Origin of the sequence: Mesorhizobium sp. M2E.F.Ca.ET.209.01.1.1, assembly GCF_004010375.2 — a bacterium.
GTDB lineage: Bacteria > Pseudomonadota > Alphaproteobacteria > Rhizobiales > Rhizobiaceae > Mesorhizobium.
Genome location: NZ_SADP02000008.1, coordinates 68,105 through 87,089 on the forward strand (window position 1 = coordinate 68,105; position 18,985 = coordinate 87,089).

Annotated in this window: 19 protein-coding genes; 4 read left to right on the forward strand and 15 right to left on the reverse strand. The window is 63.3% G+C overall.

Annotated features, from left to right (window positions below; translation table 11 throughout):
* Positions 1 to 59: 59 nt before the first annotated feature.
* The 10 genes from EN852_RS16590 to EN852_RS16635 all read right to left on the reverse strand — a co-directional run bounded on the left by EN852_RS16590 (position 60) and on the right by EN852_RS16635 (position 11,643).
* Complete coding sequence (locus EN852_RS16590; protein ID WP_127876170.1) at positions 60 to 812, reverse strand: AraC family transcriptional regulator; 753 nt, start codon at positions 810 to 812, stop codon at positions 60 to 62.
* Between the two features lie 66 nt (positions 813 to 878).
* Entirely contained in the window at positions 879 to 1,139 is a 261-nt protein-coding gene (locus EN852_RS16595) for a DUF2312 domain-containing protein (RefSeq protein ID WP_040991643.1), read from the reverse strand.
* A 152-nt stretch (positions 1,140 to 1,291) separates the two neighbouring features.
* The gene (gene pyc, locus EN852_RS16600; protein ID WP_127876171.1) at positions 1,292 to 4,750 is read right to left on the reverse strand and encodes a pyruvate carboxylase; all 3,459 of its coding nucleotides are present in this window, start codon (positions 4,748 to 4,750) and stop codon (positions 1,292 to 1,294) included.
* A gap of 270 nt (positions 4,751 to 5,020) precedes the next feature.
* Positions 5,021 to 6,139 carry a branched-chain amino acid ABC transporter substrate-binding protein gene (locus EN852_RS16605; RefSeq protein ID WP_127876172.1) on the reverse strand — a complete coding sequence of 373 codons (1,119 nt, stop codon included), beginning with the start codon at positions 6,137 to 6,139 and terminating at the stop codon, positions 5,021 to 5,023.
* 136 nt (positions 6,140 to 6,275) lie between these two features.
* Complete coding sequence (locus EN852_RS16610) at positions 6,276 to 6,620, reverse strand: DUF6867 family protein (protein ID WP_112129733.1); 345 nt, start codon at positions 6,618 to 6,620, stop codon at positions 6,276 to 6,278.
* 14 nt (positions 6,621 to 6,634) lie between these two features.
* Positions 6,635 to 7,363: an ABC transporter ATP-binding protein gene (locus EN852_RS16615; RefSeq protein ID WP_127876173.1), complete on the reverse strand. Its 729-nt coding sequence runs from the start codon at positions 7,361 to 7,363 to the stop codon at positions 6,635 to 6,637.
* Complete coding sequence (locus EN852_RS16620; RefSeq protein ID WP_127876174.1) at positions 7,363 to 8,538, reverse strand: ABC transporter ATP-binding protein; 1,176 nt, start codon at positions 8,536 to 8,538, stop codon at positions 7,363 to 7,365. Before EN852_RS16620 ends, EN852_RS16615 begins: the two co-directional genes overlap by 1 nt.
* Positions 8,538 to 9,929: a high-affinity branched-chain amino acid ABC transporter permease LivM gene (livM, locus tag EN852_RS16625; protein WP_127876175.1), complete on the reverse strand. Its 1,392-nt coding sequence runs from the start codon at positions 9,927 to 9,929 to the stop codon at positions 8,538 to 8,540. The genes EN852_RS16620 and livM overlap by 1 nt, the downstream gene beginning before the upstream one ends.
* A gap of 5 nt (positions 9,930 to 9,934) precedes the next feature.
* Positions 9,935 to 10,837 carry a branched-chain amino acid ABC transporter permease LivH gene (locus EN852_RS16630; protein ID WP_127876176.1) on the reverse strand — a complete coding sequence of 301 codons (903 nt, stop codon included), beginning with the start codon at positions 10,835 to 10,837 and terminating at the stop codon, positions 9,935 to 9,937.
* Between the two features lie 419 nt (positions 10,838 to 11,256).
* The gene (locus EN852_RS16635; protein ID WP_127876177.1) at positions 11,257 to 11,643 is read right to left on the reverse strand and encodes an ectoine synthase; all 387 of its coding nucleotides are present in this window, start codon (positions 11,641 to 11,643) and stop codon (positions 11,257 to 11,259) included.
* 178 nt (positions 11,644 to 11,821) lie between these two features.
* Between EN852_RS16635 and EN852_RS16640 the strand changes: the two genes are divergently transcribed.
* The gene (locus tag EN852_RS16640; RefSeq protein ID WP_127876178.1) at positions 11,822 to 12,703 is read left to right on the forward strand and encodes a LysR substrate-binding domain-containing protein; all 882 of its coding nucleotides are present in this window, start codon (positions 11,822 to 11,824) and stop codon (positions 12,701 to 12,703) included.
* A gap of 31 nt (positions 12,704 to 12,734) precedes the next feature.
* On the opposite strand, the gene EN852_RS16645 is transcribed toward EN852_RS16640, so the two are convergent.
* The 3 genes from EN852_RS16645 to EN852_RS16655 are packed head-to-tail and all read right to left on the reverse strand — an operon-like array spanning position 12,735 to position 16,010.
* Complete coding sequence (locus EN852_RS16645) at positions 12,735 to 13,736, reverse strand: 4-hydroxyproline epimerase (protein WP_127876179.1); 1,002 nt, start codon at positions 13,734 to 13,736, stop codon at positions 12,735 to 12,737.
* A 16-nt stretch (positions 13,737 to 13,752) separates the two neighbouring features.
* A complete protein-coding gene (locus tag EN852_RS16650; protein WP_189546017.1) occupies positions 13,753 to 15,060 on the reverse strand; it encodes an FAD-binding oxidoreductase in 1,308 nt (435 codons plus the stop codon).
* A gap of 14 nt (positions 15,061 to 15,074) precedes the next feature.
* Positions 15,075 to 16,010, reverse strand: coding sequence for a dihydrodipicolinate synthase family protein (locus tag EN852_RS16655; RefSeq protein WP_127876180.1), 936 nt, complete (start codon positions 16,008 to 16,010; stop codon positions 15,075 to 15,077).
* Between the two features lie 69 nt (positions 16,011 to 16,079).
* Here EN852_RS16655 and EN852_RS16660 point away from each other — a divergent pair, with 69 nt between their 5' ends.
* On the forward strand, positions 16,080 to 16,784 hold the full coding sequence (locus EN852_RS16660) for a GntR family transcriptional regulator (RefSeq protein WP_246694313.1): 705 nt from the start codon (positions 16,080 to 16,082) through the stop codon (positions 16,782 to 16,784).
* 22 nt (positions 16,785 to 16,806) lie between these two features.
* On the opposite strand, the gene EN852_RS16665 is transcribed toward EN852_RS16660, so the two are convergent.
* Complete coding sequence (locus EN852_RS16665; protein WP_127876181.1) at positions 16,807 to 17,124, reverse strand: hypothetical protein; 318 nt, start codon at positions 17,122 to 17,124, stop codon at positions 16,807 to 16,809.
* A 256-nt stretch (positions 17,125 to 17,380) separates the two neighbouring features.
* A complete protein-coding gene (locus tag EN852_RS16670) occupies positions 17,381 to 17,758 on the reverse strand; it encodes a winged helix-turn-helix transcriptional regulator (protein WP_127876182.1) in 378 nt (125 codons plus the stop codon).
* 80 nt (positions 17,759 to 17,838) lie between these two features.
* Here EN852_RS16670 and EN852_RS16675 point away from each other — a divergent pair, with 80 nt between their 5' ends.
* Positions 17,839 to 18,168: a nuclear transport factor 2 family protein gene (locus EN852_RS16675; protein ID WP_127865528.1), complete on the forward strand. Its 330-nt coding sequence runs from the start codon at positions 17,839 to 17,841 to the stop codon at positions 18,166 to 18,168.
* Positions 18,165 to 18,959, forward strand: a complete 795-nt coding sequence (locus tag EN852_RS16680) for an SDR family oxidoreductase (RefSeq protein ID WP_127876183.1) — start codon at positions 18,165 to 18,167, stop codon at positions 18,957 to 18,959. The genes EN852_RS16675 and EN852_RS16680 overlap by 4 nt, the downstream gene beginning before the upstream one ends.
* The last annotated feature ends 26 nt before the right edge of the window (positions 18,960 to 18,985 follow it).

Below are 18,985 nucleotides of genomic sequence, written 5' to 3' on the forward strand. Positions count from 1 at the left end.
AAAATTTCCGCATACGTAGCGCCGCGCGAGGCCGATATCTCTGCAAAACTATCCGGATTTTAGGCTTTTCGTCCCGTTCTTCCGAGCAGATTTCGGCGAAGTTCGGCCGGGGTTGAGTTTCGCTCTCTGCGCATTGCGCGCGTCAAGGCGCTTTGGTCGGAGTGGCCACTGAAAATCGCGATATCCGCGATGGAAAGGCGCGGATCGGCAAGCATCCGCTCAGCCGCATCGAGGCGCATCGCAACCAAATGAGCGTGCGGCGTGGTCGCGCGCCGCCTGACGAAGGCTTCATGCAGACGGGTCGGGCTCATCCCTGCCGCTTCCGCGATGTCGGCAATGCGGATTGGCTCGGCGAGTTTTCGTTCCATGAACGCCGTCGCTCTTCTGACGGCAAGCTCCGCGCGATCCGCACGATCCTTGGGAGGAGCGATGCGATCCAGCAGCAATGTGGACCAGGCGCGTCGAAGCGAGGCGGAAAGCGCCTGCGATGCCGCCAGCACCGCCATGTAGTCGATCAGGCCGTGAACCTCCCGGCCGATCCCAAAGAATGCGGGTATGTCTTCATCCGGCTCCCGGACGCCGAGGCGGGACGGCAGGTCGAGGACAACGAAAGAGTCCGTTTGTTTGGCGTAGAACGCGTGCCGGCAACCGGCGGAAACGAAAGCGCCAGTGCTGCCCGAAACCCGTCCCGAACGGTGCCCCAGCTCGATTTCGAGCGCTCCGGAAATGGGCAGGATCAGCTGGGAATAATCGTGCTGATGCCTCTCGATCTCCCCGGAGTATCTTCGGATTTCAACAACGGTCTCGTTCATCGATAAGTCCTGCGCAAGCGCGGGGTATCGCTCTCGTGATGAGAAGCCGCCGGCCTCCGGCGCGCCTCAGACCATGCCCAGAGCGGCCTTGTAGAGGTCGAGGATGGACTCCTCTTCCTGACGCTCCGCCTGGTCCTTCTTGCGCAGCCGCACGATGGTGCGGATCGCCTTGGTGTCGAAGCCGGTGCCCTTGGCTTCGGCATAGACATCCTTGATATCGTCGGAGATCGTCTTCTTCTCTTCCTCGAGCCGTTCGATGCGCTCGATGATGGTGCGCAGCTGGCCGGCGGCTACAGTCTGGCTGGTCTCGGTGATTTCGTCGGCCATTTTTCTCTCCGCGTCTTCTGGAGCCGAGGCGATTCCCGCCACGGCGAATTGGAGCGGGTTCCCTGCCCGAGCGGGCGCGGCGGGTCAAGACACTTGTCGAGCGGCTGTGGACGGCTGCTGTCAGCCGCCCATGAGGGATCACGAGCCGATCGTCATTTAAATGCGATCAACAGATCCTTCGCGTCGATCTGGTCGCCGGCCTTGACCAGCACCTCGGCGATCTCGCCGTCGCGTTCGGCGTGCAGCGCGGTTTCCATCTTCATCGCTTCGATCGACAAGAGCACATCGCCCGCCTTGACCGCCTGTCCAGGCGCGACGGCAAGCGCCGACACCACGCCGGGCATCGGCGCGCCGACATGCCCCTCATTGCCGGGCTCGGCCTTGCGGCGCGCCTTGGCGGCGGAAGCGCCATGCGCCCGGTCCGGCACCTTGATGCGGCGCGGCTGCCCGTTGAGCTCGAAGAAGACTGTGACCATGCCTTTGTCGTCGACGTCGCCGAAAGCCTGGCAGCGAACCACCAGGGTCTTGCCCTTCTCGATGTCGAGGAAGATCTCGTCTTCCGACTTCATGCCGTAGAAATAGGTCGGCGTCGGCAGCACGCTCACCGGCCCATAGGTTTCCTGCGCGGCGGCGAAATCTGTGAACACCTTCGGATACATCAGCCAGGAAGCGAACTCATACTCCGAGAGCTTGCGCTCGAGTTTCGTCTCGATGTCCTTGCGGCTGGCCTTGAGGTCGGCGGGCTTCAACAGCGAGCCGGGCCTGACCGTGATCGGCTTCTCGCCTTTCAGCGCCTTCTTCTGCAGCGCCGCCGGCCAGCCGCCGGGCGACTGGCCGAGGTCGCCGCGCAGCATCGACACGACCGAATCCGGGAAGGCGATGTCCTTGGCCGGGTTCTCGACATCGGCGACGGTGAGGTCCTGGCTGACCATCATCAGCGCCATGTCGCCGACCACCTTGGACGACGGCGTCACCTTGACGATGTCGCCGAACATCAGATTGACGTCGTGATAGGCCTGCGCAACCTCATGCCAGCGCGTCTCGAGGCCAAGCGAACGCGCCTGTTCCTTGAGGTTGGTGAACTGGCCGCCCGGCATCTCGTGCAGATAGACTTCCGAGGCCGGTCCCTTCAGATCGCTCTCGAAGGCGGCGTACTGGTTGCGCACCGCCTCCCAGTAGAAGGAGATGTGGCGGATCCATTGCGGATCGAGGCCCGGGTCGCGCTCGGTACCCTTCAGCGCCTCGACGATGGAGCCGAGACAGGGCTGCGAGGTGTTGCCTGAGAAGGAGTCCATTGCCGCGTCGATGGCATCCGCGCCGCTCTCGACCGCAGCAAGCACCGTCGCCGCCGAGAGGCCCGACGTGTCATGCGTGTGGAAATGGATCGGCAGGTCGGTCGCTTCGCGCAGCGCCTTGAAAAGTGCGCGGGCAGCACTCGGCTTGAGCAAACCCGCCATGTCCTTGACGGCGATGATGTGGGCGCCGGCCGCTTCCAGTTCCTTGGCCAGCCCGACATAATATTTGAGGTCGTATTTGGCGCGCGCCGGATCGAGGATGTCGCCGGTGTAGCATATCGCCGCTTCGACCAGCTTGCCCTCGGCGCCGACCGCGTCCATGGCGACGCGCATGTTCTCGACCCAGTTCAGGCAGTCGAAGACCCGGAACAGGTCGACGCCGCCGCTGGCTGCCTGCTTGACGAAATGCTGCACGACATTGTCGGGATAGTTGGTGTAGCCGACGCCGTTGGCGCCGCGCAAAAGCATCTGCAGCAGAAGGTTGGGCGCGGCCTCGCGCACTTTGCTCAGCCGCTCCCACGGATCCTCGGTGAGGAAGCGCATGGCGACGTCGAAGGTCGCGCCGCCCCAGCATTCCAGCGACAACAGCTGCGGCAGGGCCCGCGCATAAGTGCCGGCGATGCCGACGATGTCATAGGTGCGCATGCGCGTGGCGAGCAGCGACTGGTGGCCGTCGCGCATCGTTGTGTCGGTGACCAGCACCTGGCGCTGCTCCCGCATCCAGGCCGCGAATTTCTCCGGGCCGAGCGCATCGAGCCTCTGCTTGCTGCCGTCCGGGATATGACCGTTGAGATAGGGCACGACGGGCGCGGCCGCATTCGCCTTCGGCACCGGCCGGCCGCGGGTCTCGGGATGGCCGTTGACGCTGACATCGGCGAGATAGGTGAGCAGCTTGGTGGCGCGGTCCTGCCGCTTCACCTGCTCGAACAGTTCCGGCGTCGTGTCAATGAACTTGGTCGTGTAGGAATTGTCGGCGAAGCGCGGGTGGTTGATGATCGCTTCGAGGAAGGTGAGGTTGGTGGCCACACCCCGGATGCGGAACTCGCGCAGCGCCCGGTTCATGCGCGAGATCGCCTCGCCTGGCGTCGGCGCCCAGGCAGTCACCTTTTCGAGCAGCGGATCGTAGAAGCGGGTGATGACCGCGCCCGAATAAGCGGTGCCGCCGTCGAGCCGGATGCCGAAGCCGGCCGCCTCGCGATAGGCGGTGATGCGGCCGTAGTCCGGGATGAAATTGTGCTCCGGATCCTCGGTGGTGATGCGGCATTGCAGCGCGTGGCCGTTGAGCCTGATGTCCTTCTGCGCCGGCACGCCGGATTGCTTGGTGCCGATGGCAAAGCCGTCGAGGATGTGGATCTGCGCCTTGACGATGTCGATGCCGGTCACCTGCTCGGTGACTGTATGCTCGACCTGGATGCGCGGATTGACCTCGATGAAATAGAACTTGCCGGTGTCGGCGTCCTGCAGGAACTCGACCGTGCCGGCGCCGATATAGCTGGTCTCGCGCGCGATCTTCAGCGCATAGCCGCAAAGCTCCTGGCGCAGCTCTTCGCTGAGATAGGGCGCCGGCGCGCGCTCCACGACCTTCTGGTTGCGGCGCTGGATCGAGCAGTCGCGCTCGAACAGATGCACCGCATTGCCGTGGGTGTCGCCCAGCACCTGGACCTCGACATGGCGGGCGCGTTCGATCAGCTTTTCGAGATAGACCTCGTCCTTGCCGAAGGCGGCCTTGGCCTCGCGCTTGCCTTCCATCACCTCGCGCGCGAGGTCGGTCTCTGAACGGATAGCGCGCATGCCGCGGCCGCCGCCGCCCCATGAGGCCTTCAGCATCACCGGATAGCCGATCTGGGAGGCGAGCTTCTTGACCTCGTCCATGTCGTCCGGCAGCGGATCGGTTGCCGGCACGACCGGCACGCCGACCTCGATCGCGAGGTTGCGCGCGGCGACCTTGTTGCCCAGCCGGCGCATCGTTTCCGGCTTCGGCCCGATGAAGGTGATGCCGGCCTCGGCGCAGGCCTCGGCGAATTCCGGGCTTTCCGACAGCAGACCGTAGCCCGGATGGATGGCGTCGGCGCCCGACAGCCTAGCGACCCGGATTACCTCCTCGATCGACAGGTAGCTCTCGATCGGGCCCATGTCCTTGGCAAGATGCGGCCCGCGCCCGACCTGGTAGCTTTCATCGGCCTTGAAGCGGTGCAGCGAATATTTGTCCTCCTCCGCCCAGATCGCCACGGTTTTGAGGCCGAGCTCATTGGCCGCGCGGAACACCCGGATGGCGATTTCGGACCGGTTGGCGACGAGGATCTTCGTGATTGCCAAGGACAGGGCTCCAGCAGCGTAAAGGAGGTGAACGGCGCAATGATTAGCGTGAAAATGCTGCAGCGCAAACAAATTTGCGCGACAGCTAAAACGATTTAACTCGCTTGTTTGCGGCAGACGCGTCGTTGCCGCCCCTCCGCCGGTCCGCCGTGGGCGGCCAGAGCACGTTCCGAGCCGCCGGGCGGAACTTCCGGCGGCCGCGGCCGCGCAAACGAAAATGCCCGGCGCAAGCGCCGGGCATCCATTGCAAGTCGGCTTGAATTTGCCGGCTTATTTCTCGAAGTAGCTGTACTTGCCGTCGTCACCCTTCTTCCATTCGTAGATGACGTAGTCGGGACGGGTGATGTCGCCCTTGGAGTCGTAGCCGATCTCGCCAATAACCGTCTTCCACGGACCGCCGGACTTGATGATCTCCGCAACCTTCTGTGCATCGTCGGCCGAACCGGCCTTGGCGATAGCCTGCGAGATGATCTGCACGGCGGCATAGGAGTAGAGCGTATAGGCTTCCGGCTCGAAGCCGGCGGCGCGGAACTTCTCCACGACTTCCTTGGCGTCCGGGTTCTTGCGCGGATCCGGCGCGAAGGTGTTGAGCGTGCCGGCAACCGCGTCGCCCGCGATCGAGGCCAGTTCGTTGGAGACGATGCCATCGCCTGAGAACATCGGCGCCTTCAGGCCCTGGTCGGCCGTCTGACGGATGATCAGGCCGGCTTCGGTGTGCAGGCCACCCCAGTAGATCAGGTTGACGTTGTTTTCCTTCATCTTGGCGATGAGGGCCGAGAAGTCCTTGTCGCCGACATTGATGCCTTCATACATCACTTCCTTGATGCCGTTGGCATTGAGGTTCTTCTTGGTCTCGTCGGCAAGGCCCTGCCCGTAAGGCGTCTTGTCGTGGACGATGGCGATCTTGGCGTCCTTGAAGTTCTTGGCGATGTAGTCGCCGGCCACCTTGCCCTGCTGGTCGTCGCGACCGCAGGTGCGGAAGGTGTTCCACAGGCCGCGCTCGGTAAGCTTCGGATTGGTTGCCGACGGCGTCATGACCAGGATGCCGTTTTCGGCATAGACTTCCGAAGCCGGAATGGTCACGCCCGAATTGAAGTGGCCGTCGACGAACTTGACGCCGTCGGCGACGAACTTGTTGGCAACCGAGATGCCCTGCTTGGGATCGGAGACGTCGTCACCGATCTCGATCTTGAGCTGCTGGCCAAGGACGCCGCCCGCAGCGTTGATGTCGGCGACAGCCTGTTCCGCGCCCTTCTGCAGCTGTGCGCCGAAGGCGGCGTTCGGGCCGGTGATCGGGCCGGCGACGCCGATCAGGATGTCGGCCCACGCGCTGCCGCTGAACGCGATGAACGCGGTCAGCGCAACGGCGGACAAGAGTGATTTTTTCATTGAAACGCTCCCATTTACGGAGTGGGCGTGGATGATACTTTCATGCGATGCCCACCCTTATCGCAGAAAGCATAGAATGCCGATTTTCAGGCACTTGTCACGCCGATTCGTCCCCGAGACGGCGTAATGGTGAACGTCAACCTTTCGGCTTCCAGCTTAACAAGGAAGCTCTTTCATAGAGCCAGTTATACTGTGTGACCATTTGGTTGGTGCGCGTGTATTGATAGCCCAGGAAGCCAAGGATCATCAGCACGATGGTGTCGACGATATAGTAATGCAGTGAGAACATCGTGCCGTCGAACAGCGCGTGATGGATGAACCGGATGCCGATGCCGAGGCCGAGCATATAGAAGAACAGCTGAACGTGGCTGCTCCAGGTCTGAGCGGCGGCCTTGCCGGTCATCCACGCCGCCCAGCCGCCAAGCAGGCAGGTGACGAACAGGAACTGCCAGATCGAGGCTTCTTCGTAGATAATGCCCATGGTGAAGACTCCTCTTAGTGATGTCCGCCTTCGAGATAGGCGGCGCGCACTTCCGGATTGGCGAGCAGGTCCTTGCCGGTGCCGCTCATCGTCACATTGCCGTTGACCATGACATAGCCGCGCGTGGCGAGCTTGAGCGCGCCGAAGGCGTTCTGCTCGACCAGGAACACGGTCAACCCTTGCGACTTGTTCAATTCGCGGATGGCGTCGAAGATCTGCTTGACGATCAGCGGTGCGAGACCCAGCGACGGCTCGTCGAGCAATAGAAGCTTCGGCCGCGCCATCAGCGCGCGGCCGATCGACAGCATCTGCTGTTCGCCGCCCGATAGCGTGCCGCCGCGCTGGCCGATGCGTTCCTTCAGTCGCGGGAACAGTGCGAACACCTTCTCGACGTCCTCGTCGTAATGCTTGAGGTTGTCGAGGCTGGCGCCCATCTGGAGGTTTTCCATCACCGTCATGCGCGGGAAGATGCGGCGTCCTTCCGGCGACTGGGCAACGCGCAGGCGGGCGATCTCATGCGTCGGCATCTGGGTGATGTCGGTGCCGGCGAAGGTGATGGTGCCCGCGCTAGCGCGCGGAGCTCCAAAAATGGTCATCATCAATGTCGACTTGCCGGCGCCGTTGGCGCCGATCAGCGCCACGATCTCACCCTGGTTGACCTGCACGTTGACGCCATTGAGCGCCCGGATGTTGCCGTAATAGGTCTCGACGCCCTTGATATCGAGCAGCGTTGTGCCGGCCATTATTTATCCCCTCCGCGCTTGCCCGATGCGGGCTTGGCCGCTGCTTGAGTGCCTTTCGAAGCGCTGTCGGCTTTTGCGGCCGGCTTCTTCGGCGCCGCTTTCGCAGCGCTGGATTTCGCGGCCGGCTTGGCTGCCGGTTGGCGGTTGCTGGCGATTGACGCGGCGCGCGCGTCGACCTGCGCCGCTTTCGAAGCGCCCTTCGACACCGTGACCCGTTCGCCCTCGTCAGCGTGTTCGACGGAGTCGGAAACCGGCCCCGCCATCATCGAAGCGGAATTGCCAGGGCCATGCGCGGAGTCGGGGCCCGTATCGAGCTGCTCGATGACATCCTCGTCGCCGACTTCGACGAGCACTTCCTGCACTTCCTCGTCGTCGACGCCGAGATAGGCGGCGATGACGCGCGGGTCGGTGCGGACCGTCTGCGGACTGCCGTCGGAGATCTTGCGGCCATATTCGAGCACGACGACATGATCGGAGATCTGCATGACCACCGACATGTCGTGCTCGATCAGCAGGATCGACGTGCTGTTCTTGATGTCCATCAAGAGTTCGTTGAGCGCCGCCGACTCTCTCGGATTGAGACCGGCCGCCGGCTCGTCGAGGCACAGAAGCTCGGGACCCGTGCACATGGCGCGCGCGATCTCCAGCCGTCGCTGCGCGCCGTAGGGCAGGTCGCCCGCCGGGTCGTCGGCGCGGTCGACGAGACCGGCCTTTTCCAGCCAATGCCTGGCCAGCTCGATCGATTCGGCCGAGGCCTGGCGATAGCTCGGAAAGCCGAACAGGCCAAGGAAGGTGTAGCCCGAGGCCTTCATCAGCTTGTTGTGCTGGGCCACCAGCAGGTTTTCGAGGAGCGTCATGCCCGAGAACAGGCGGATGTTCTGGAAGGTGCGAGCGACGTTGGCGCGTGCCGGGATCTCGTGATTGGGCAGGCGCTCCAAGAGGTAGGTCGAGCCATCACGTTTGTTGAGCGTGATCATGCCCTCGGTAGGCTTGTAGAAGCCGGTGATGCAGTTGAACACCGTTGTCTTGCCGGCGCCGTTCGGGCCGATCAGCGCGGTGATCTCGCCGCGCCTGGCCTGGAACGACAGGTCGCCGATGGCGACCAGGCCGCCGAACTTCATCGACAGATGCTCGACCTGCAGGATGAAGTCGCTCGAAGAAGGGGTCGCGTTCATCAGCCGTGGCCCTCCTTGGTGAAGGACCCTGAGACCGCTCTTCGCTCCTTGAGAAAGGCTGTCGGCTCTCGACTGCCGACGAAGCCGCGCGGCTTCCACAGCATGACGATGACCATGGCCATGCCGAACAAAAGCATGCGGTAAAGCTCCGGCGTGAAGTCGGGGCCGAACACGACCTTGAGGAAGCCGAGCTCGCGCAGGATCTCGGTGCCGCCGATCATCACCAGTGCCGCTACCGCGATGCCGCCCAGCGAACCCATACCGCCGAGCACGACGATGGCGAGGATGATCGCCGATTCCAGGAAGACGAAGGATTCAGGACTGACGAAGCCTTGCCGGGCGGCAAAGAACGAGCCGGCAAAGCCGCCGAACATGGCGCCGGTGGCAAAGGCCGTCAGCTTTGTGGTGGTGGTGTTGATGCCGAGCGAGCGGCAGGCGATTTCATCCTCGCGCAGCGCCTCCCAAGCGCGGCCCACCGGCAGGCGGCGAAGCCTGATGGTGACGAAGGCGGTGAGGAAGCAAAGCGCCAGGATCAGATAATAGAGGAAGATCTTGTAGTAGGCGCCCGACTGGGCGATGTGCAGCACCTTTGCGATGTAATTCGGGTCAGACACGTTGAACGACATCAGCCCGAAGAATGAGACTTTCGGAATGCCGGAAATGCCGGCCGAGCCGTTGGTCACTTCGCGCCAGTTGATGATCACCAGCCTTATGATCTCCCCGAACGCCAAAGTCACGATCGCCAGATAGTCGCCGCGCAACCTGAGCACCGGGAAACCGAGCATGACGCCCCAGAAGGCGGCCATGCAGCCGGCGGCCGGCAGCAGGATCCAGAATGACAGCCCGAAATGCGTGCCGAGCAGCGCATAGGCATAGGCGCCGACGGCATAGAAGGCGACGTAGCCGAGATCGAGCAGGCCGGCGAGGCCGACAACAATGTTCAAGCCCCAGGCCAGCATCACATAGATCAGGATCTGGATGCCGAAATTGTCGACCCATTTAAGCGAACCCTGGAAGCCGAAAGCGAGCACCATCGCGATCGGATAAAGCAGCAACACGACGATGCCGATCTTGTTGAAGTTCCGGCGCACGAAACCAGGTTCCGCCACGACCGCGGGCGCCTTGGCCTTTTCGGCCTTGGCCCGCTCCATCGCCGGCTGCGCGTAGCCGACATAGAGGAAGCGGCCGACGGCGGTGGCGATAACCACCAGGGCAAGCAGCAGCCAGCGCTGCACCAGGATCAGTTCGTTGCTGATGTTCTGGTCGGTCCTGAGGCCGATAAACAGAACGAACAGGCCAAGCGCGATGGCGCCAGCATAGAGCCCTTCGCGAAAAGCGCGCTGGGTGGGAGGGGCGACGACGTCGCGCTCCGGGGACACGGTAGCGGCCATGAGGATCAGACCTTTTCGACTTCAGGCCGGCCCAGGATGCCGGAGGGCAGGAAGATGAGCACGATCGCCAGGATCGAGAAGGCGGCGACGTCCTTGTAGTCGATCGAGAAATAGGCCGACCACATGCTCTCGATGAAGCCGATCAACAGCCCGCCGAGCACCGCGCCGGGCAGCGAGCCGATGCCGCCGAGCACGGCCGCCGTAAAGGCTTTCACGCCCGGCACGAAGCCGTCCGAGAACACCACGACGCCGTAATACATCAGGAACAGCGTGCCGGCGACGGCGGCAAGGGCCGCGCCCATGATGAAGGTGATGGAGATGGTACGGTCGACATCGATGCCGAGCAGCGCCGCCATTTTGCGATCCTGTTCGCAGGCGCGCTGCGCCCGGCCGAGCGCCGTTCTGTTGACGAGGTACCAGAAGATCGCCAGCAGCACCGCCGTGACGATCACGATGATGATCTGCTTCAGCGAGATGCTGATGCCGTCGATCGTGTAAACCTGGCTGACCAGCGGCGGGATCGGCTTGTTGCGCGGACCCTGGGTGACCTGCACGAAGTTGGACAGCGCGATCGACATGCCGATGGCGGTGATCAGCGGCGCCAGTCGGAATGAACCACGCAGCGGCCGGTAGGCCACCTTCTCGATCGTCCAGTTGTAGAGGCTGGTCAGAAGCATCGCCACGATCATCATGATCAGAAGCGCCACCACGATCGGCACCGAATAGAACAGCGCGCCGAGGATCAGAAAGACGATGAGGGCGGTGAAGGCGCCGACCATGAAAATGTCGCCATGGGCGAAATTGATCATGCCGATGATGCCGTAGACCATCGTATAGCCGATCGCGATCAGCCCATAGATAGATCCCAGCGTCAGCCCATTGATAAGCTGCTGGACGAAGTACTGCATATTTATGCGGCTCCCCTGGAATGTCGCCCGTTTCCGGATCGCACTCCTTTTCGTATTTCCCCTAGTCGTAAAGTTTCGAGCCCGGATTGCAACGTGATTTTTCAACCGCTCTGCGTGGTTTGGAAGCACGCCGTCCGATTGCCCGTTTTTTCGCACCCGACCCCTGGACTATCGCGGACCCTAGCATTGGCACAACGCAATGTCTTTGACGATTCAACCCTATGATGGGCCTCCCGTCGAAGAAATCAGCGTCAAAATAAGTTGAAGAGAAGAATCCTTGCACCAGCCGAAGCGTCCGGTTTCCCACAACCACACCTTCCGCTAGGTCAGGATTCCGTCATCTGTGACGGGCATGTGACGGTGCGGCGCCCTTCGGCCGAGGGCGCCGCGCCGCAACGGAAAGACCTTGAAGCGAAGTGTCAGTAAGCAGAGCCCCCTTCTCCATTGAGACTGTGCTTCTCGGTGCCTTTGAGCGGCGGATTGAAGACACTCACCAGCACCATGTCGCCGGCGCTGTCGGCGCGCAGGAAATGGTCGTCATGGGCATCGAGCACGTAGACCGTGCCCGGCACGACACGATGGACGGTGCCGGCCATGTCCTCGACCTCGCCGCTGCCGGAGATGCAGTAGCAGGCCTCCAGGTGCCGCCGGTACTGCAGTCGCGATTCGCTGCCGGCGCGCACCACCGTGTGACATATGGTGAAGCCCATGCCGTCTTGGCTCGTCAGCAGCCGATGGCTGGTGCCGTTGCCCCAATCGACAAAGAAGTCAGTTTTTTCTACATCTGCCAATTGTCTGGTGAACATTGTTATCTTTCCACGAAATCAGGTTTGAGAAGCGGCGGCGCGCATCGAATTCGGCGGCAGGCATCGACTTTTTGGTCTCGCCCAGTTAGATTTTGTGCCGCCGCCCCAGATCAATGACTCAAGTCGAATCGTGCTTCAAATGACGGATTTTGGCCTTTTCTGTTAGAGAATTTTACAGATGGACTATCTGCCTCTGAATGCGATCAGGGCCTTTGAGGCGACCGCTCGCCATCTCAGTTTCTCCGCGGCCGGCGAGGAACTGCATGTCACCCACCCTGCCATCAGCCACCAGATCAGACGCTTGGAGGAATGGCTGGGCGTCGCATTGTTTCATCGCGACGCCCGCAAGGTGCGCCTGACGGAGGCCGGACTGATCCTGCAGGCGTCCGCCAGCGCGGCGCTGACGGAGCTGGGCGCGACCTGCCGCCGCATTCGCAGAAACGCCGCCCAGGCATCGCTGTCGGTGGGTTGCATTCCCTCCATCGCCAGCCGCTGGCTGGTGCCGCGCCTGTCGGATTTCACGGCGCGCCATCCCGAGATCGCGATCCGTGTAGCCTACGCCAAGGCCGAAGACCGGCTCGAAGACGACAACGACATCCTAATCACGCTCGGCGCCGATCCCTCGCCGCATGTCACGAGCCTCAAGCTGTTTTCCCGCATAAGCCGGCCTGCCTGTAGTCCGCACTACCTCGCGCGCAAGGGGCCGCTGGAAACGGCGGCGGCCATCGCGGCGGCGGACCTGTTGCACGACGAGACGCGCCAGGGCTGGCAGGAATGGTTTTCCAAGGCCAGGGTCGAAGAGCGCGATGTCGGCAGCGGCCCGGTTTTTGCCGATTTCAACATACTGGCGACGGCGGTCATTGCCGGCCACGGCGTGGCGTTGTGCCCGGTCGAGGTTTTTCGCGAAGAGCTCAGGCGCGGCGACCTCGTCGTCCTCTCCGATATTTCGACCGACGACGACAAGGGTTATTTCCTGACGATGTCGGCGCAACCCTCGTCTGCCGAGTCCAAGTTCGCCGAATGGTTCCGCGATCAGGTTTCGGTCAAAACCGAGGCCTGACCGCGAGGCGGCCGGATATTCCGGCTGACGATCACGTCACGATAAAGCCGTGCGCGAACGGATCGCGGTCGTCGATGAAGATGGTGTTGAGCCCGGTCATCCGTGCCCAGCCGCCGATCGAGGGAATGATCGCCGGCTTGCCGGCAACGGAAATCTCTTTTTCGACCCTGCCCTTGAACAGCGAGCCGATGATCGATTCGTGGATAAAACTGTCACCTTCCTTGAGCTTGCCCTTGGCATGAAGCTGCGCCATCCGCGCCGAGGTGCCGGTGCCGCAGGGCGAGCGATCGATCGCCTTGTCGCCGTAGAACACCGCGTTGCGCGCATCGGCCTCCGCGTTCCTCGGCTTGCCCGTCCACAGCATGTGCGAGAGCCGGTTGATGCCGGGATTCGCCGGATGCACGAAGGAATATTTCTCGTTGAGGCGCTGCCGCACGACGGGGCTCCAGGCGATGAGGTCGCCGGCCGTGTAATCGGCCATGTCCCGGTAGTTCTTCTGCGGTTCGACGATGGCATAGAAATTGCCGCCATAGGCGACGTCGACGCTGATCTCGCCGAGCACCGGGCATTCGACGGTCAGGCCTTCGGCATAGAGGAAGGAGGGCACGTTGGTGATGCGCACCTCCTCGACATATTCGCCGACCTGTCTGTATTCGGCGATGACGAGGCCGGCCGGTGTGTCGAGCCTGAGCACGCCCGGCGTCTTCGGCTTCACCAGCCCATGCTCGATGGCAAAAGTGACCGTGCCGATCGTGCCGTGGCCGCACATCGGCAGGCAGCCCGACGTCTCGATGAACAGGATGGCGATGTCGCAGTCCTCGCGTGTCGGCGGATAGAGGATCGAGCCCGACATCACGTCATGGCCGCGCGGCTCGAACATCAGCCCGGTGCGGATCCAGTCATATTCGGCCAAAAAATGCGCCCGCCGCTCCATCATAGTCGAGCCCTCGAGCAACGGCCCGCCGCCGGCGACAAGACGCACCGGATTGCCGCAGGTGTGGCCGTCGATGCAGAAGAAGGATTTCTTGGCCATTGTTGCTCTCTTGCTATCAGAACCGCTGCGGGCGGAAAGGGATGAGATCGAGCGGCGGAGTCTGCCCGAGAACGAGATCGCGGATCAAGCTGCCGGTCGCCGCCGACTGGGTCAGGCCGAGATGGCCGTGGCCGAAGGCATAATAGACGTTCGGCGCGCGCGCCGCGCCGATCACCGGCAGCGAGTCCGGCAGCGACGGGCGGTAACCCATCCACTCGCGGCCGCCCGACGGATCGAGCCCGGGGAGGAAACGTTTTGCTTTCTCCAGCATCGCTTTGGAACGGGCGAAATTGGGCGGCCGCTCGATACCGCCGAGCTCGACGGCGCCGCCGACGCGCAGGCCTGTTTGCAGCGGCGTGATGACGAAGCCGTGTCCGGAAAAGATCAGCTGCCGCTTCACATCGAAGGCCGACGCCGGCAGCGTCGTGTTGTAGCCGCGCTCGGTTTCGAGCGGGATGCGGTCGCCGAGATTCTTTGCCAGGAGATGCGACCAGGCGCCGCCGGCAATCACAAGCTTGCTTGCCTTTCGCCTGGTGCCGTCTGCCAGCACGATCGTGGCGCCGTTCGCACCTGCCTCTACGCGTTCGACCCGCGCATGCTCGAAACCGGCACCAAGCTTTTCGGCATAGGCCCATACCGCCTTGCCGAGCAGCTTCGGATCGGCGACCGTCTTCCAGCCCGGCACGAAGGTGCCCTTGACGAAGCGCGGCGAAAGACCTGGCTGGAGCGCGGCCATCTCTTCGCCTTCGACATGGCGGAAGCCGATGCCGAAACGCTGGCGCTCGGCCCAGCCGGGCAGCGAGGCGCGGAACTCCGCCTCGCTCTCATAGAATTCCAGCGAGCCGTCCTCGCGCAGCATCGGCCGCGTGCCGGAGCGGTCGAGCAGGCGCATCCATTCGGCTTCGGCGAGCTTCATCATGCCGGCCTGCGTAGCGAGGCTCGCCTGGTAGTGCTTCGGCGCACCGGCCCGCCAGAAACGGATCAGCCAGGGCAGGAGTTTGGGCAGATAGGCCGGCGGAATGGCCAACGGCCCGAGCGGATCGGCGAGCCATTTCGGCAATTGCCGGATCATCCCCTTATGCGCCAGCGGCAGCACGTCGGAGAAGGCGAAGGCGGCGGCATTGCCGGAGCTCGTCTCCTCACAGATGCCGGTACGGTCGAAGACGGTGACGCTGCGCCCCGCCTCGGACAGGAGGGCCGCGGCGCAGATGCCGATGATGCCGCCACCGATAATGGCGATGTCTTCTCCCTCTCCCCGTTCACGGCGAGAAGGGGCCCGAAGGGCGGATGAGGGGCGGCGCCCGTCCTCGGAATTTTCGTGCACGTGAAGGCTGTCCCTTATTCGGCCGCCACCAGGCTGTCCGTCGATCGAGGAGACGTCTGGAGCGACGGCAGCGTCGGCCGCACCGCCAGCGCATCCAGCACGACCTTCTCGACCGCCTTGCGGCGTTCACCCGACAGCGGCTGGCGCGGCATGCGCACGCGGTCATTGGTACCAATCGCCAGCACTTCGGCAAGCTTGATGTTTTGGACCAGATAGGTCGAGACATCGAGGTCGAGCAAGGGCCGGAACCAGCGGTAGATCGCCAGCGCTTCTTCGCGACGGCCCTCTCTCATCAGCTGGTAGATCGCGACGGTCTCGCGCGGGAAAGCGGTGACCAGGCCGGCGACCCAGCCGATGGCGCCCACCGACAGCGCCTCGAAGGCGAGATTGTCGACGCCGGTGAAGAGGCCATAGCGGTCGCCGAGCCGGTTGATGATCTCGGTCGAGCGGCGGATGTCGTCGGAGGATTCCTTGATGGCGACGAAGCGCTTGTCCGACGCCAGCTCCTCCATCAGGTCGACGGTGACGTCGACGCGATAGGCGAGCCGGTTGGAGTAGATCATCACCGGCAGGTCGCCCGCCTCGGCCACCGCGCGAAGGGCGGCGACCGTCTCTTGCCGGTCGGTGTGGTAGATCGGGCTCGGCACCACCATCAGGCCATCGGCGCCTTCCCTGGCGGCGCGGCGCGCGATGCTCGCCGCCTCGCGGGTGCCGGGCTCGTTGACGGTCAAAAGCACCGGCTTCTTGCCAGCCACTTTCCGCGCCGTCTTCAGCACCTCTATCTTCTCGTCAGGCGACAACATGGGGCCTTCGCCCAGCGAACCGCAGACGATGATGCCGTCGCAGCCGGCGTCCATCTGCAGCCCGTAGCAGCGCTCCATCTCGGCATGGTCGAGGCCGTCGGCGGCGGTGAATTTGGTCGTGACGGCTGGGAAAACTCCGGTCCACATGATCTGTTTCTCCTCTGATATATCAGTCGTATATCTATTAAGAATTGGCGTGTCAACGCTGAATCCGTTATGATATACGAAAAATATATCAGGAGCCTGCCATTGATCTCCCCACTGATATCCGTTGACACGAACGCTGCCTTCGAGCCGGCCGCGACCAAGGCCTATCGCGCGCTGGAGCACATGATCGTCACGCTCGAGCTGGCGCCGTCGAGCTTCGTCACGGAAGGTGCGCTGATCGAGCGGCTGGGCCTCGGACGCACCCCCGTGCGCGAGGCGATCCAGCGGCTGGCCTGGGAAGGGCTTCTTGACATAAGGCCCCGCGCCGGCATCGCGGTCGCGCCGCTTCACGCCGGCGACTGGCTGCGGGTGCTGGATGCGCGGCGCGGCATCGAGGTCGTGCTCGCCCGCTCGGCCGCCCGCTTCGTCACACGCGAGGCCGCAGACCTGTTTCACGAGGCGGCTCTGGCGATGCAGAAGGCGGTGATCTCGGGCAACGTGCTTGCCTTCATCCAGGCCGACAAGGCGCTCGACGAAGCGCTGGCCATCGCCGCCGACAACCCCTTCGCTGCGCGTGTGGCCGCCCCCTTGCAGAGCCACAGCCGCCGCTTCTGGTTCCGCTACAAGGCCGACACCGGCCTCGCCGAATCGGCCGAGCACCATGTCGCGCTGATCCGCTCGATCCTCGACGGCGACGAGGAAGGCGCCGCCAAGGACGCCAAGAAACTGATGGCGCTGCTGCGCTCCCACGCCGAGGTGGCCGCCACGCGTTGAGCAGGGCAGTACCTGCTCGAGGTCAGCCGCCCGGCTGCCCGACCGCGGTCGCCAGCGTATCCTCCCACCCCTCGCCGGCGGCCAGGATGCAGCTCTGGCCTTTGACGTCGGTCATCAGGATGGTCCAGGTTCCGCTTGCCGAGACGAACACCTCGAAGATGGCGGCTTGGCCGGCCACGCCATAGCCCAGCCGCTTCTCCTCGAATGCTTCCGCCAGCCTCGCGACCAGATAGTCATGGTGGCCGCAGATGACTTGCGCCCGCACCGGAACAGCCGGCAGCGCCATCAGGGCGCCAACGGCTGCAAGCTTGACCCATCGAAACGAAAATTCGCGTGCCATGGGGCACCTCCTTCGCCTTCGCATTCCGGCAAGGGAGGCACATACGGCCGCCTCAGTGTGCCGGAAGGCTCCAGGCCGGATTCGACGTCTTCATCACGTCACTCCTTCTGGTTTCCGGTCTGTCCTGGGGAGATCATCACTCCCTGGATTCGATATGGTGAAGCTCCGCTTCGTAAACAAGGCGCTCCATGAAGCGCTGGCCATCACCGCCGACAGACCCTTCGTGTCAACGCGGCCGAGTCGCGGAGGCGATCGGTCAGCCGTCGGCAGGCTCCTTCCGAGCCGCCCACTTCAACAGGGCATCGAGAGCCGGGCACAGCGCCTGACCCCAGTCGGTCAGACAGTATTCGACCTTCGGCGGCACCTGGTGATGGACGATGCGGCGGACGATGCCGTCGGCTTCCATCTGCCTGAGTTGCTGGATCAGCATCTTTTGCGAGATCGCGGGAATGGCCCGCTCGAGGTCGGAGAAGCGCAGCACCTTGCCGCCGAACAGATGAAACAGGATCACCAGATTCCACCGACCTTCAAGAATGCGCAGCACGTTCTCGACGCCGATCGCCGCGGATGAAGGCGTCAGAGCCTCAGGCTTACTTTCGGGTAAGTACCTTACTTTTTCGTCGGTTCTTGCCATTTCCACAGCATACCTCATCTTAGCGGCCGACAACAGCCGCCCCCCTCCCACGGACGGCCGCATCCAATCGGAGACAAACCGTGACTGTGACCCTTCCTCCGCCGCTGGCAGATTACTTCGTCGCTAGCAACCGCCACGACATCGGCGCGATGCTCGCGCCTTTCACGCTGGACGCCATCGTCAAGGACGAAGGCGAGACCCATCGCGGAACCGAAGCGATCCGTCTTTGGATGCAAAGCACGACCGACAAATATCACGCGAAAGTCGAGGTGAAGGAGGCCAGTGTCACAGCCAACGCATGGCGGATCGCCGGTATCGTCTCCGGAGATTTCCCCGGCAGTCCGATAACGCTCCACTACAATTTCACGCTGGGCGGCGACCGGATCGCGAAACTGGAGATTGGCCTATGACCATCCGGCAGACACTCGCCACCGATGACCTCCGGGGCAAGCGCGTGCTGGTGACCGGCGGCACCAAGGGCGCAGGCGAAGCTATCGTTCGCCGGCTTGCCGCGGCAGGTGCAAGGGTCGCGACGACCGCCCGTTCGCCGGACGCCGGATCACCGGCGGAACTCTTCGTGCAAGCTGACGTCGCCACTCTCGACGGCGCGGCAAAGGTCGCCGCCGCCACTATCGACGGACTTGGCGGCATCGACATCGTCATTCACAGCGTCGGCGGTTCGAAAAGCCCGGGCGGCGGATTTGCGGCGCTGTCCGACCGGATCTGGCAGGATGAACTCAACCTCAATCTGCTTGCGGCGGTGAGGCTCGACCGATTGCTTGTTCCCGAGATGATCACGCAGGGATCGGGCGCGATCGTTCACATTTCGTCGATCCAGCGCCGCCTGCCCTTGCACGAATCCACCATCGCCTATGCGGCGGCAAAGGCTGCGCTCTCGACCTACAGCAAGGCACTATCCAAGGAACTCGGGCCCAAAGGCATCCGCGTCAACGCCGTAGCGCCAGGCTGGATTCACACCACCGCATCGGAAGCCATGGTCAAGCGGCTGGCCGCCCATGCAGGATCCGACGAGGAAACAGCGCGTCAGGGCATCATGGATGCGCTGGGCGGCATCCCGATCGGACGGCCGGCCTGGCCGCAAGAGGTCGCGGAACTGGTAGCTTTCCTGGCTTCAGATCGCGCATCGGCGATCCATGGCGCCGAATACGTCATCGACGGCGGCACGATCCCGACGGTCTGAACGGCGTCTTGCCATCAGACCTCGCT